This is a genomic window from Mesorhizobium sp. M0037, from assembly GCF_040323635.1.
In the GTDB taxonomy this organism is placed as follows: Bacteria; Pseudomonadota; Alphaproteobacteria; order Rhizobiales; family Rhizobiaceae; genus Mesorhizobium.
On record NZ_JAMYVB010000002.1, the window covers coordinates 45,298 to 59,933 of the forward strand.

12 protein-coding genes are annotated in these 14,636 nt (G+C 61.9%); 4 read left to right on the forward strand and 8 right to left on the reverse strand.

Annotated features, from left to right (window positions below; genetic code table 11):
• Positions 1–369 precede the first annotated feature (369 nt).
• Together NKJ78_RS04570 and NKJ78_RS04575 are read left to right on the forward strand one after the other, a co-directional pair.
• On the forward strand, positions 370–3,747 hold the full coding sequence (locus NKJ78_RS04570) for an Eco57I restriction-modification methylase domain-containing protein (RefSeq protein ID WP_352562379.1): 3,378 nt from the start codon (positions 370–372) through the stop codon (positions 3,745–3,747).
• A gap of 6 nt (positions 3,748–3,753) precedes the next feature.
• On the forward strand, positions 3,754–4,482 hold the full coding sequence (locus tag NKJ78_RS04575; RefSeq protein WP_050589744.1) for a hypothetical protein: 729 nt from the start codon (positions 3,754–3,756) through the stop codon (positions 4,480–4,482).
• A gap of 180 nt (positions 4,483–4,662) precedes the next feature.
• Here the strand turns inward: NKJ78_RS04575 and NKJ78_RS04580 are convergent, their stop codons facing one another.
• The 8 genes from NKJ78_RS04580 to speB form a co-directional block, all read right to left on the reverse strand.
• On the reverse strand, positions 4,663–5,466 hold the full coding sequence (locus tag NKJ78_RS04580) for an ABC transporter permease (RefSeq protein ID WP_023671272.1): 804 nt from the start codon (positions 5,464–5,466) through the stop codon (positions 4,663–4,665).
• A complete protein-coding gene (locus NKJ78_RS04585) occupies positions 5,463–6,317 on the reverse strand; it encodes an ABC transporter permease (protein WP_023671273.1) in 855 nt (284 codons plus the stop codon). The genes NKJ78_RS04580 and NKJ78_RS04585 overlap by 4 nt, the downstream gene beginning before the upstream one ends.
• Complete coding sequence (locus NKJ78_RS04590; protein WP_023671274.1) at positions 6,314–7,351, reverse strand: ABC transporter ATP-binding protein; 1,038 nt, start codon at positions 7,349–7,351, stop codon at positions 6,314–6,316. Before NKJ78_RS04590 ends, NKJ78_RS04585 begins: the two co-directional genes overlap by 4 nt.
• 184 nt (positions 7,352–7,535) lie before the next feature.
• A complete protein-coding gene (locus tag NKJ78_RS04595) occupies positions 7,536–8,624 on the reverse strand; it encodes an ABC transporter substrate-binding protein (protein WP_023671275.1) in 1,089 nt (362 codons plus the stop codon).
• 68 nt (positions 8,625–8,692) lie between these two features.
• Positions 8,693–9,340, reverse strand: a complete 648-nt coding sequence (locus NKJ78_RS04600; protein ID WP_023711356.1) for an amino acid ABC transporter permease — start codon at positions 9,338–9,340, stop codon at positions 8,693–8,695.
• Entirely contained in the window at positions 9,337–9,993 is a 657-nt protein-coding gene (locus tag NKJ78_RS04605; RefSeq protein WP_023683571.1) for an amino acid ABC transporter permease, read from the reverse strand. Before NKJ78_RS04605 ends, NKJ78_RS04600 begins: the two co-directional genes overlap by 4 nt.
• 6 nt (positions 9,994–9,999) lie before the next feature.
• A complete protein-coding gene (locus NKJ78_RS04610) occupies positions 10,000–10,794 on the reverse strand; it encodes a transporter substrate-binding domain-containing protein (RefSeq protein WP_352460783.1) in 795 nt (264 codons plus the stop codon).
• 83 nt (positions 10,795–10,877) lie between these two features.
• Positions 10,878–11,939 (reverse strand): agmatinase, encoded by a 1,062-nt coding sequence (gene speB / locus NKJ78_RS04615; RefSeq protein WP_023714542.1) that lies wholly within the window; start codon positions 11,937–11,939, stop codon positions 10,878–10,880.
• Positions 11,940–12,151: 212 nt separating this feature from the next.
• Here speB and gcvA point away from each other — a divergent pair, with 212 nt between their 5' ends.
• Positions 12,152–13,120, forward strand: coding sequence for a transcriptional regulator GcvA (gene gcvA, locus NKJ78_RS04620; RefSeq protein ID WP_023671280.1), 969 nt, complete (start codon positions 12,152–12,154; stop codon positions 13,118–13,120).
• 169 nt (positions 13,121–13,289) lie between these two features.
• Positions 13,290–14,594, forward strand: a complete 1,305-nt coding sequence (pncB, locus tag NKJ78_RS04625; RefSeq protein ID WP_023683568.1) for a nicotinate phosphoribosyltransferase — start codon at positions 13,290–13,292, stop codon at positions 14,592–14,594.
• The last annotated feature ends 42 nt before the right edge of the window (positions 14,595–14,636 follow it).

Sequence of the window (14,636 nt, forward strand, 5' to 3'; positions counted from 1 at the left end):
CCGCGTCTTGCGCTGTTTACCAGCCGCAAAGTTCCGAACAGCATAGGCGCGGCTCAGGAACGGGATTCCCTTCGTTGCCGTAGTCGTGCATAGTGGTGCAGCATATCAGCATATCTTCCAAAGTGAGGTTTCCGTCAGCTTAGATGCGAAGACCATAGCCATTGAGATCTCACGCAGTGGCACAAGCCGGGGCTCTCGTGGAATAAGCCCTCGTTCGCCTCTTGGATGCGACGGAAACGAAACAATTTGCGCTCCCGCGCGTGCTGCGGACCGGACATGATGCAGACCGCTGAGCACGCCGCCCATATTCCTGAATGGGGCCCCGTCTGATGGAACACCGAGCCATGCAGATCGCGATGGGGGCACGCTGTGGATAGCAAAGGCCGTGCGCTCCTTGATCAGATATACAGTAGCTTTTCGGACCGGTCGGATGACCTCCTTGATGCGGTGTCAGAACCCGGTGCGCTTCGCGAACACGACAGCTCCGTTGAGCGCTGGACTGACCTCGGCGAATGGCTGGGCCTCGCTGAGAGACTTGGAGCCGAAAAGGTGCTCTTCGTTCGCGGCGATCCGGTCGCGGTGTTCACTGACGCCCGCAAGGCGCCGGATGAAGCAGCTCTGGGTGAGCTTTATCGACGTGCTTGGTGCATGTCAGAGCCGCGTTGCCTGTTCGTGGCGCTTCCGGACGAGCTTCGCATCTACGATCTCGATTTGCCGCCCAGGCGCGGAAGTCCCCCAAAAGACCCGTGGCGGGTGCTGTCCTCGGCTGCCGACGTGCTTAGCCTTACGCAAGAAATCGACGGATACGGTCCCGATCTGCAGGGGCTGATGGAAGTGGGCGGTTCTGCACCTGCGCGTGCTGACCGCCGGCTCATCGAGGACCTGAGGCATGTGCGTGCGCAGTTGGAGTCGACGGGCCTGTCTATGGCTGAGGCCCACGCGCTCATCGGTCGATCCATCCTCGTGCGGTATTTGGAGGATCGCGGAGTACTGACGCGAGGTTATTTTGAGCGGGTGGCTGGCAGACACGTTGCCTGGCAGCGTGCGCTCAACGCCGAGGGTGTCATACCCGTGCTTGGCCCACCGGGAAAGCAGCGTCTGTATGACAGGGTGCTCCGCGATGCCGGCTTCACGCACGCTTTGTTCGAGAGCTTGGCTCAAGATTTCAACGGTGACCTGTTTGCGCTTGGAGAGGCACGGGAGAAAAGGTTCGATCATGCCGCGTTGCAGCTGCTACGGGCATTTCTTCTTGGAGAAATACAAGCCGGGCAGCAGCCCCTCTTTTTCTGGGCCTATGATTTCGAAGTAGTTCCACTCGCACTTATCAGCAGCATCTACGAGCAATTCTATCACGACTCCCTCAGTCAAAAGACGAGCGACAAGGCCGCCTCGGGGCAAGGTGAAAGCAGCCGAGACTTTCATTCTAAGTCGAAGACATCCCTCATCGTCGAACACATTGAGGAGGTGCTTGAAGAGGATGCGCCTGAGGGAGACGAGCTTAAGCACGGCGCCGGTACTCACTATACGCCCGCAAACCTTGTTCATGATGCGCTGCGCCGCACCCTGACGCCAGCGTGTCTGGCGCTCAAACCGACGATCCTTGATCCGGCCTGCGGATCGGGCATCTTCCTCGTGGAGGCCTTTCGGCGGATCGTTCGCTACGAAGCACAGGAGCGAAAGCGAAAGCTGTCGCCCGACGAGTTACGCTATATTCTGCGGCATCGCATCTTCGGGGTGGAGATAAATGCGGAGGCCGCACGCGTAGCAGCCTTTAGCCTATATCTAGCGCTGCTGGACCAACAGGAGCCGCCCGACATCGCCTCGGGCGGTCCGCTGCCCCATCTCCTGCACAGTGGCATGCGCGGCGAGAGCCACTATGGCATTTTGCTGGTCTCGGACGCGTTTGCCCTTACCGTTGACGAGCAGCAGCTCCTTACCGAGCGTGTAAAGGCCAACAAGGCTTATAAAGGCCGTGCGGATGACAGGCGCTTACTCGCCAGCGGCGGAACACTAGATCTCTCTCTCGCCAGCTTCGACGTGGTGGTTGGGAATCCTCCCTGGCAAGAGGCGCCCTCCGAGAAGTCAATTCCCCGCCTTTGGGCCGCCGCATTCAAATTCCCCGCTGGCGAGGGATCGTATTCCCAGTTGTTCATTCATCGCGCCCTCACGATGCTTCGGGAAGGCGGGACCCTTGGCCTGCTCATCGGCATGAAGATATTCTGGAACGACCGGGATACCAGCAGAGGGTTTCGCCAGTCTCTCCTTGAGCGCGCGACGCTCAGGCAGGTTGTGAACATGGCGCATGTGCGGCGCGTATTTTTCGCCAAGGCTGTTGCGCCCTTCGCATTTCTTTTGGCCGAGAACCGGTCGCCGTCCCCTGATGAGAGGGTGGTGCTCTGGAATGCGAGGCGGGCGGGGCCCGTCGAGCGATTGCGGTCCATCGCCGCCGTTCCGCTCGACCGGCGGGTCGTGGCGCAACGCGACCTGGCAGACGGAGATCATCTTTGGAAAGTCTTCTGGTGGGGCGGGCATCACGATGCCGCGTTGGTGTCCAGACTTATGCTCGAGCGGTCGCTTGGGGAGGTCGTCAAGGGTACGGAGCCGAAGTCTCGCTACGGCTGGCAGCGTGGCAGCACCGCGCCGACGGGGAGGCTCGCGGTCCTGTTTGAGCTTAATAACAGAAAGGTTCAGCGCTTTGGTCCTTTAGACGACAGCTGGTTTCTCCCGCCGCCGACTGGAATCAAGCGGGATCCCGATCAGCGAATCTATGACGGGCAGCGTCTGGTTATCACCCATGGCGTCAGAGAACCGATCGGCCCTGTTGCCCGGCTCGAAAGCCAGGGATTCTCGTTCCGCCACAGCTTTTATTGCATTCCGCTACCGCATCTGTCTGAAACCGAGGCGAAACTGGCCCTCGGTGTGCTGTGGTCGTCGCTTGGTCGATATCTTCTGTTCATGACTGCTGGAAGCTGGGGCGGATGGCATGACAAGGTGACGGCGCGCGACCTGCTGCGCGTTCCTGTTCGGCTCAGGCCCTCCTGGGGCATGTCCAGATCGGAACACAACAACGCGGCAGCACGCATCGTGCGGGCGGTAGATCAGCTGCGCGAACTTCCACCGGTAACCCGTTCGACATCTGGCCTATTCGACATTCTTCCCCACAAAGAATCCGAAGAGCCGTGGGTATGCCAGCTCGACAACGCCATTTTCGACTTGTTTGAGTTATCTGAGGCAGAGCGGGACTTAGTGGAAGACTTCTGGGCCGAGAGCCACGACCTGTACTGGAAGGGGGCGGAAGCGAAATCGACAAACCGTCTGTCATTCCCCGAAGTCGCACATGGAACCCTCGCGGATCTCCCGGAGGCCCCGATACGCGAAGGATTGCAGCCTTATCTCCGTGCGTTTTTGGATACCTGGAACGCCCAACTGCCAAAGAGTTCCGAGCTGCATTGGCAGGCGATTGCCTCGCCGGCGCGAGACGCAATCGCGGTCGTGTTTGCCCTAACCGGTCCGCAGAGCGAAAAGAAGCAGGACGCCGACTTTTGGCGATCCGTCGTCGCGCGTTGCGCAAAGGCTCTTGACCAACCGCTCTCGCCGGCTTTCTACACGAAGCGCGCCATCAGGACAGTATCGGCAGACAGTTTTATCATCATCAAACAAAATGCACGACGACTATGGACCGCGAGCACTGCGCGTGAGGACGCAGAAGCGTTATTCTTTCAGCTGGCTTCGCGTGCCAATGGGTGACCGCGAATGACCGGGTTGGCCGCTATTGCGATCAATTTGTGGCCCTCGTTCGTCGAGAAGGTCGAGGATGTTGTTCGTGCGGGCCTTGAGAGTCTCGCGGCTGCGGCGGACGACAGCGGCTTCGGCACCTCGTGCGAAAACGATCTCAACCGTGATCTGTTTTTCCGAATGCATCGCATTGCCGCTGAAAGGCAGAAGGCGCTATTCAATATGCTTCCGCGCCCGACACTGAGCCACGAACATACATGGACACTCGCGCCAATGGCTGAGGCCAATAATCAACCGAGCCCGGACGACCCAGAAAGAACGCCGCGTGAGAATAAGCGCCCAGACTTTCAGTGGAGCTTTCAGGACGATCAGGCAGAGGATCTTGGTCGCGCGACACGGGCATACGTCGTCGAGTGCAAGCGCCTAGGTCAGGCGATCGGAACATGGGCATTGAACGCGAACTATGTCGCCCATGGGGTCAACCGATTTGTCGATCAATCTCACCTCTATGGAAAGGACGACATCGGAGGTGCCATGATCGGTTATGTTCAGTCGATGGATGTCCATCCGATCTGGAGTGAAGTGACGCAACAACTCGCTCAAGCAGGCCTCACGGCACTCCCTAAACCCGGTCCATTTTCCGGATCCTCAGTACTGCATTTTGCGTCACATGATCTGACCCGGTTAGGTGCGGTATCACCCTTTGAACTTCATCACTTTTGGGTCGACCTCCGGTCATCAACTTGAGATGGAGCTGCTCGAGGATTTTTCCGCGCTAGTTTCCTTTGGCTCATTCAAAGATTGCGGTGACACTGCACTTCGCCACCCGAGCGGGCAGGCCGACCACTGAACAGTTCGAAGGTGTGACGTTGTTGATGGCGTTGGAGCCCTGACCAATTCTCTAGAGGTGCTATCGCATGAATGCAATCAGCTCCCGTCCGACGACATCGCGCCGAGCAGCCTGCGTATATCGCCGAACCTGGCGATCGAGCCGAACACCAGTGCCGCCACCGCGACGAAGAACACCGACACCGAAGCCATGGTCGGTGTGTAGCCGTAGCGCAGCGCGTTGAAGATCTTGATGGGCAGCGTCTCGGTGGTGAAGCCGATCGTCATGTAGGCGACGATGTATTCGTTGAGCGACAAGACGAAGGCGAAGGCGTAGCCCGAGACGAGGTAGGGCAGGATCAGCGGCAGCACCACGGTCTTCAGCACCGTGCGGTCGTCGGCGCCCATGGTGGCGGCGGCCTCTACCAGCGAGCGGTCGATCGAGGCAAAGCCCAGCGACAGCGTCACCAGCGGCAGCGTCACGAAGAAGATGGCGTGGCTGATTATGGCGGTGAAGAACTGGCCGAACAGCCCGACCGTCGCCCAGAAGGAGAGGAAGCCGAGCGCGGTGATGACCGGCGGCAGGATGAAGGGGGCAAGCCCCAGCACCTGGAAGATGTTCGCCCATGGCGCGATGCGCCGCCACAGGAACCAGGCCAGGGGCAGCGCGACCGCCACGGCAATGGCCGCCGAGCAGACGGCCAGCGTCACCGAATGGATCAGCGCCAGCCGCCATTCCGGATCGGTGAAGATCTGGGCGTACCAGGCGAGCGAGAAGCCGACCGGGGGGAAGCTGAGCTCCTGCCGCGAATTCACCGACACGCCGGCGACGACGATCAGCGGCGCCGCCAGGAACAGCGCGACGATGGTGAAATAGACACGGCGCAGCAAGGTCGCGGTCATAGGGCGTTCTCCCTTCGTCCGACGAGCAGTGTCAATCCGACCAGCGCCAGCGAGATCAGCACCAGGAACACCGCCATTGCGGCCGCGAACGGCATGTTGGACTGGTAGATCGCCTGGTCGGTGATCAGCACCGACAGCGTCCAGTGCTGCGGCCGTCCCAGAATCTGCGGCAGCAGGTAGGAGCCGAGGGCGAACACGAAGACCATGATCAGCGTCGCCACGATGGTGTTTCTGAGCGCCGGCGCGACGACGTTGAAGAAGGCGCGGATCGGCGAGGCGCCGAGCGTGCGCGCGGCCTCGAGCAATGTCGGATCGAGGCGCACGAGGGCGGGGTACAGCACCAGGATCGTATAGGGCAGCGCCTGGTAGACCATGCCGGTCAGCACGGCGCCAAAAGTCGGCAGCAACGCCACCGGCTTGTCCATCAGCCCGATCGCCACGAACAGATTGGTGATGCCGGCGGTGCGCGAAAACAGCGTCGACCAGGCAAAGCCGATGATGACCTCCGACAGCGATAGCACCGATAACAGGCCGACCAGCCACAGCGTCTGCACGCGGCGCGGCCGGCGGGTCAAAAGGTAGGTGAAGGGAAAGGCGATGGCCACGCAGCAGACGGCGACCAGCACGGCCAGCAGCAGCGAAAAGCCGAGCACGCCGCCGAAGAACACCGACAGGAAGCGGGCGTAATTGTCGAACACGAAATCCGGCGTGTAGAAACCGGACGGGTTGCGCTTGAAGAAGCTGACCGCGATCATCGTCGAGAAGGGCACGACGAAGAAGACGACCAGCATCAGCGCCGGAAAGAACAGCGGCGTGTAGTCGGCTATCGACTTCGGGGCTTCGCGTCTCATGCGCCGAGCACCACGCAGCTTGCCGGCGGCAATGTTACGCCGACCTTGGCGCCGACCGGCACGTCATGCCGCTCGCGCGGCGTCGTCACCGCAATGATGCTGGTGCCGCCGACGTCGACGAAGGTCTCGATGGTGCCGCCGAGATCGCGCACGAAACTCACCTCGCCGGTGATGGCCGAGCCGCCGGGGCTGCCGAGATGCACATCCTCCGGGCGAACCGAAACAGACGCTTTGGTCTGACCCGCCGGCATGGCAAGGCCCGGAATGGCTGTGCCCAGAATGGTGGTGCGCCCGGTGCTGTCGATCTCGGCCGGCAGCAGATTGGTGATGCCGATGAAGTCGGCGACGAAGGCGTCGGCCGGCTTGCGGTAGATCTCGATGGGCGGCGCCGCCTGCAGGATCCTACCGTGGCCCATGACGACGACCAGGTCGGCCATGGTCATGGCTTCGCGCTGGTCGTGGGTGACGACGATGGTGGTGATGCCCAACCGCTGCTGCAGCTGCCGCAGTTCCACCTGCATGGCCTCGCGCAGTTTGGCGTCGAGCGCCGACAGCGGCTCGTCGAGCAGGAACAGCTTTGGTGACAGCGCCAGTGCCCGGGCGATCGCCACGCGCTGGCGCTGGCCGCCCGACAGTTTGGCCACCGGGCGGTCGGCAAAGCCGGTCAGATGGATCAGGCCCAGCAACTCGTCGACGCGTTTCTTCTGCTCCTCCTTCGAGGCGCCGCGAATGCGCAGCGCATAGGCGATGTTGTCGCCGACAGAGAGATGCGGAAACAGCGCCAGCGACTGGAACACCATGCCGAGATTGCGCTTGTGCGTCGGCAGCGGGGTGATGTCCTCGCCGTCGAGCACGATGGCGCCGCTGGTCGGCTCCTCCAGCCCGGCGATCATGCGCAGCAGCGTGGTCTTGCCGCAGCCCGACGGGCCGAGCAGGCACACGAACGTGCCGTGCGGCACGTTGAGCTGCACATTGTCGACGGCGGCGAAGTTGCCGAATTTTTTGGTGACGGCGTTGATGTCTAGTCCGGACATGCTCATCCCTCTCAGGCTGTGCGCTGGAGCAATTCCAGGAAAAGTGTGTAACGGTTTTCCGTCCGGAATTGCTTACAAACAAGAAAGTTGGAGTAGGTCGCCGTTTCCATGAAACGGTGAACTGCTCTAACGGGCCGCCGGAAGAGGTCCGGCGGCCGATCAGTTTTTAAGCGGATCGAACGGCTCAGCCGACGATGAGCTCGGTCCACTTCTGGTTGATCCAGTCGGCCTTCGACGTATAGAGGTCGTAGCGCGGAATGATCGGATCGATATCCGACGACACCGCGGCGAACTCTTCCGGCTTGAGATCAAGCACCTCCTTCTTCAGCGTCGGCGTGGTGCCGACCTTGCGCGACATCAGGCCCTGCATTGACGGCTGGCTCATATAGTCGATGAATGCATGTGCCTCGTCGACCTTGGTCGAGGCGCGCGACAGCACCCAATTGCCGGAGTCCTGGATGCCGCCTTCCTTCGGGAAGGTCGAGCGGACATGGAAGCCGTCGGCGACCGCGAGGCCGGTGACGTCGTGATAATACTGGCCCATCGGGATCTCGCCCGACTTCAGCGCCTGCTCGAACTGCGCCTCGTCGCGATACCACAGCCGGACATTCGGCTTGAGCTCGGCGAGCTTTTCGAACGCCTTGTTCAGTCCGTCCTCGGTGTCGAGCGCATTGGTGCCGCCCATGAAGGTCTTGGCCGTCACTTCGAGCAGGAACGAGTTCGAGGCAAGCGCCAGCAGGCCGAGCTTGTCCTCATTGGCCTTGTCCCACAGCGTCTCCCATGAGGTCGGCGCATCCTTGTAGACATCGGTGTTGGAGACCAGCGTGATCCACCAGGCGACGGCGCCGATGCCGGCGACCCGGCCATCCGGATATTTGTTGACGAAGCGCGGCAAGAGGTCGTTGTAGTGCTTGAACTTCGACGTATCGAGCGGCGTCCACAATTCGGTCGACTGGCCCTTCAGCGTCGAGGTCTGCGACATCATCGAAAGGTCGGCCGGCGCCTGGCCGGCCTTGGACGCTTGTTCGAGCTGCACCAGCCAGGCTTCGCCGGTCGGCTCGGCGACCGATTCCACTGCAATGCCGGTGGCCTTGGTGAAATCGGGGAAGACGTGCTCGTCGAAGGATTTCTTGAAATAGCCGCCATAGACGCCGACCTTCAGCGACTTGTCCTGCGCGCGCAGGATCGACGGCATGGCGAGCACGCCGGCTGTAGCGAGGCCCGCACCAAGCACGCCGCGCCGTGTCAGGGATTTTCCAATCAGTCTGTTCATCTGGTTTCTCCTCAGTTGATGCCGTTCTATTCCGGCAGGTTCCCTTCACGCACTGTCGCCGCCTGGCGTCAGTGGGCCGCCGCTCGTTGTTCGAGCGTACGGGCGTATTGCGTCAGTGGAAAGCACATGACGAAGAAGATCAGCGCCACCAGCCCGTAGACCTTGAACGGTTCGAAGGTGGCGTTGTTGATGGCGTTGGAGGTTCTGACCAGCTCCTCGAAGCCGATGATCGAGGTCAGCGCCGTCGACTTGATCAACTGCACCAGGAAGCCGACGATCGGCGCCCTTGTGATCGAGAACGCCTGCGGCAGGATGATCAGCCTGAGCTCCTGCAGGCGGTGCAGGCCAAGGCTGGCGCCGGCATCCCACTGTCCCAGCGGCAGCGCATCGACGCCGCTGCGCCAGATCTCGGCCAGATAGGCGCTGGCGAAGAAGGTCAGGCCGAGCACCGCTGCCGTCCATGGCTCGATGCGCAGGCCGAGCATCGGCAGGCCGAAGAACATCAGGAACAGCTGCATCAACAGCGGCGTTCCCTGGAACAGGGCGATGTAGCCGGAAGCGACCCGCTGGCTCCATTTATTCTCTGCGATCCTGAAGAACAGCACGATCAGCCCGACCAGCGCCCCGCCGACGAAGGCGGCCAGTGACAACAGCACCGTCCAGCGGGCGGCGAGCAGCAGATTGCGAACGATGTCCCAGAGGGTGAATTCGATCATGTGACACCTGCCCCCAACACGCGGCGCCCGCCTGTGACCAGCAGCCGGCGCAAGGCCATGGACAGGACGAGGTAGACCAGGGTCACGACGAAATAGGTTTCGAAGGACCGGAAGGTGCGGGCTTGCAGCATGTCGGCCTCATAGGTCAGCTCGCGCACGGCGATCTGCGACACCACGGCCGATTCCAGCATCATGATGACGATCTGGCTGGTCAGCGCCGGATAGATCACCTTGAGCGCCTGCGGCAGCACGATCTTGACAAACACCTGGCGTGGCCGAAGCCCGAGTGCCAAGGCGGCTTCCGTCTGTCCGCCGGGCACGGCATCGAGACCGGCGCCGACGATTTCAATGGTGTAGGCCGCCATGTTGAGCGTCATTGCCAACATGGCTGCCAGGATCGGATCGAGCCTTATGCCGAGGCTGGGCAGTCCGAAGAAGATGAAGAACAGCTGCACCAGGAACGGCGTGTTGCGCATCACCTCGACATACACCGCGATGGCGCGCTTCACGAATACCGGGCCGTTGCGCCGGCCGGCAGCGCCCAGGATGCTGAGCAGCGTGCCCACGAGCGTGGTCACGACGATCAACAGGATCGTCGTGGCCGCGCCGCGCGCGATGTCGCCCACAGCACCTGGGAGCCAGGCAAAAGCCACGAGAACTCAATCCTTGAGGTTGTCGGGATTGAGCGGCGTCTTCAGCCAGACCTTCGAGCTCTCGTCGAGCTTGCCGTTGGCCAGCATCTTGGCAACCGCATCATTGACCGCCGTCTTCAGCCGGTCCTCTTTCTTGTTGAGGCCGATATGCGAAGGCGAGGTCAGAAGCTGGAACTTCTGCTCCGGCTTCAGCGCGTCCTGCTTGGCCAGCACCTGGGCGCCGACATCATTGCCGACCACCATCAGCTGGGTCTGGCCGGAGATGAAGGCCTGGATGACGGAATTGTAGTTGTCGAAGCGCTTGATGTCGGCCGATGACGGCGCCGCTTCGGTCAACGACGTATCCTCGAGCGTGCCGCGATTGACGGCGATCGACTTGTCGGCGAGATCTTCCTTGCCTTTGATCGAAAGCGCTGCCGGACCGATGACGGCGATGTAGTAGGGCGCATAGGCGGCGGCGAAATCGATCACCTCCTCGCGCTCCTTGGAATAGCCGACGCTCATCAGGATATCGACGCGCTTGTCGGTGAGATACGGGATGCGGTTCTGGCCGGTGACGCTGACCAGATTGAGCTTCACCTTGAGTGAATCGGCGATCGCCTGCGCGACGTCGACGTCGTAACCCTTGATGCTCATATCGGCGCTGGCCGAGGAGAAGGGCGGAAAGTCGGAGAAGATGCCGACATTGATGGCGCCGGCCTTGGTGATGTCGTCGACGGCGTCGGCATTGGCCGGGGAGGCGAAGCCGAGGCCGGCGAGCATCAGCGCGGCGGCGATGGTTGATTTCATTTGGATTGTCATTGGTATTCCCCTTCTGGAAGCTTGTTTGTTTTGGAAACGGCCGCCGGCTCCAGCGCGGCGGCCGCCTTTGCATGTGAAATCCGTCAGGCCCCCTTGCCGGTGATCGCCGGGCTGAACACCATCAGGCTCAGGATCTCGAACAGGACCTGGGCGCCGACATGGGCGGTGTTGGTGGTCGCGTCATATTGCGGCGCCACCTCGACGACATCGCCGCCGACAATGTTGAGACCTTTCAAGCCGCGCAGCAGTTCGAGCACCTCGCGCGTCGTCAGGCCGCCTATTTCCGGCGTGCCGGTACCCGGCGCGAAGGCCGGATCGACACTGTCGACGTCGAAGGAAATGTAGGTCGGGCCGTCGCCGACTATTCTGCGCGCCTTCTCGATGATGGCCGGGATGCCGAGACCCGTCACCTCTTCGGCATGCACGACCGTCATGCCGGATTCATAGGTGAACTCCCACAGATACTCCGCCGAGCCGCGGATGCCGATCTGGATAGTGCGGGTCGGGTCGAGCACGCCGTCCAGCACCGCGTTGCGGAACGGTCCGCCATGATGGAACTTGGTCATGTCGAACAGCCCGCTTGTGTCGCAATGGGCGTCGATATGGATCATGCCGACCGGCGCCTTTTTGCCGACCGCCTTCAGGATCGGATGGCTGATCGAGTGGTCGCCGCCGACCGAAAGCGGCAGCACGCCGGCATCGACGATCTGGTTGGTGCGGCGCTCGATGTCTTCGTGGCTGACCTCCAGCCGGTAGCGGCTGCGGAACGGCGTATCGCCGATGTCGGCGACGCGCAGCTCATGCGTCGGCGCGCATTCCAGCACATGATTGTAAGGGCCGATGCGCTCGATGGCGCGCAGCGCCCTTGGCCCGAAGCGCGAGCCGGGCCGGTTGGTGACGCCGAGATCCATCGGCACGCCGATGATCGCCACCTGCAAATCGCCGAAATCCGGATTGTCGGCAGCGATTTCACGGTAGGGCGCGGCGAGGAAGGTGGGGATGCCGGCATAGGGCGCCAGCCTTGTGCCGCTCTTGGAGAAGATCTTGTCCGCGACCTTGCGGAACTTCGGGTCGAACATCTCGCCGCCATGGCTCTCGCCATACTTGCGGCGCAAGGCTTCCAGCTTGCCTCTGTCATAACCCATGTCGGTCTCCTCCTGCGGGCTGATGCATGCGGCCGTGGCGACATCTGCGAACTGACCATCATCCGGCCGGGTCGCTGTCCCGCTGGCTGCCTGTAGATTTCACGTCATTGATGCTGTTGACCTGCCAAAGTGTCCGGCAGCCGCATTGAAAAATCAATTGATATTGTTACGGTGCTGATTGTGAGAAAATCTCACAGAGTATCCGGTTGCTCATGGCCAAGCGTCTGCCCCCCTTGAATCCCTTGCGCGCCTTCGAGGCGACGGCGCGGCATGCCTCGCTGACCAAGGCGGCGAGTGAGCTCAACGTCACCCACGGCGCAATCAGCCACCAGATCAAGGCGCTCGAGCAATCACTCGGCGTAAAACTGTTCGAACGCACCGGACAGCGGGTAAAGCTCACCCCGCACGGCGCCGAATTGCTGCCGGCGGTCTCGACCGCCTTCGACGGCATCGCCGCCGCCACCCAGCGCATGACCAGGCCAGCGAGCGCCGGTACGCTGTCGGTCTCCTGCGTGCCGGCGCTGCTGCTTCTGTGGATGACGCCGCGGCTCGGCAGCTTCATGGCGCAATATCCTGATATCAGGTTGACGCTGATCCCGTCCAACGACCCCAAGGACATCCGCGCCCCACAGGTCGATGTCTGCGTGCTCTATGGCGACGGCAGCTGGACCGATTGCTGGATGCGCAAATGGTCGGGCCTCGAACTGTTCCCGGTGGTCAGCCCGACGCTGATCAACAACCGGCCGCTCCGCATCTGCCGGGATCTTGCTGGCCATGTCATCCTGCATGGCGATGATGGCCGCGAATGGCACACCTGGCTGGCCGCCGCCGATGGGCTCGACCTCGAACGTGGCCGCCGCCACCATCTCGGCGACGCCCGTACGGCGATCGAAGCCGCGGTGCACGGACATGGCGTGGCGCTCGGCGATTCCGTCACCGCCAGCATGCTGCTCGCCAGGGGCCTGCTGGTGGCGCCGTTCAGCCTGTCGGTGCCGGCGGTCGATGATTTCTACGTCGTCTGCCGCAACGAGATGCGTTCGGCGCCTATCGTGCAATTGTTCGTCGACTGGCTGTTTGCCGAAAAGGAACAGGCCGACAGCCGGGCCGACGCGCCGGTGGCCGGCCGCATCGGCAGCCGCAGGAAGCGTCCGGCGCTGCGGGTGGTGGGCGCCAAGAGTTGAGGCTGGACCTGAGCGGCTGCTTTTTGTCGGGCCAGCCCGGAAAGCGGGAGGCGCTTTCAAAAATTCAATGCTAATAAGCTCTTGCCCGGCAATTCCAGGAAAACTGTGCGGCGGTTTCCCGTCCGGAATTGCGTAGGAAAGACGTGAGCAGCGAAGGCGACGGCAGGACATGGCAAGAACTGATATAGCGCGGCGCGTCTACAACCACACCTGGAAGCTGGACCCGATCGTCCGCAGCCTGCTCGACACCGATTTCTACAAGCTTCTGATGCTGCAGATGATCTGGGGCATGTACCCCAAGGTCGACGCCACCTTTTCACTGATCAACCGCACTACCTCGGTGCGGCTTGCCGACGACATCGACGAAGGCGAATTGCGCGACCAGCTCGACCATGCCCGCACGCTGCGCTTCTCCAAGAAGGAGATGATCTGGCTTGGCGGTAACAATTTCTATGGCCGCAAGCAGATCTTCGAGCCGGAATTCCTCGCCTGGCTGGAAGGTTTTCGGCTGCCCGACTACGAGCTCTCCAAGCGCGACGGTCAGTACGAGCTCTCCTTCAGCGGTCCCTGGATGTACACCACCCTGTGGGAAATCCCGGCGCTGGCGATCATCAATGAGCTTCGTTCCCGCGCCGCCATGCGCGCCTTCGGTCCCTTCGCGCTTGACGTGCTCTATGCACGCGCCAAGGGGAAGATGTGGGCCAAGACCGAACGCTTGAAGGCGCTGCCCGGCATCCGCATCTCCGATTTCGGCACCCGCCGCCGCCATTCCTTCCTGTGGCAGCGCTGGTGCGTCGAGGCGCTCAAGGAAGGCATTGGCGAAGCCTTCACCGGCACCTCGAACGTGCTGCTGGCGATGGACAACGACCTCGAAGCGCTCGGCACCAACGCGCATGAATTGCCGATGGTTTTTGCCGCCCTCGCCAAGTCGGAAAAGGAATTGAAGGAATCACCCTACAAGGTGCTGCAGGACTGGCAGCGCTATTACGGCGGCAACCTGCTGATCGTGCTGCCCGACGCTTTCGGCACCGCATCCTTCCTGCGCGACGCCCCGGACTGGGTCGCCGACTGGACCGGCTTCCGCCCCGACAGCGCGCCGCCGATCGAAGGCGGCGAAAAAATCATCGACTGGTGGCGCGAGAAGGGCAAGGACCCCAGGCAGAAGCTGCTGATCTTCTCCGACGGTCTCGAGGTCGAAACCATCGAGGAGACCTACAGGCACTTCAAGGGCAAGGTGCGCATGTCCTTCGGCTGGGGCACCAACCTCACCAACGATTTCGAAGGCTGCGCGCCGACCGAAACCAACAGCCTGGATGCGATATCGCTGGTCTGCAAGGTGACGGAGGCCAATGGCCGGCCGGCGGTGAAGCTGTCGGACAATCCGGCGAAAGCGACGGGCGACAAGAAGGAGATCGAGCGCTATCTCCGGATTTTTGGGGCGAAGGATCGCGTGGAGCAGCTGGTCAAGGTTTGAGGGTCGGCGGGTGCCCTGCTGGACGAAATGGAAATCGCGATA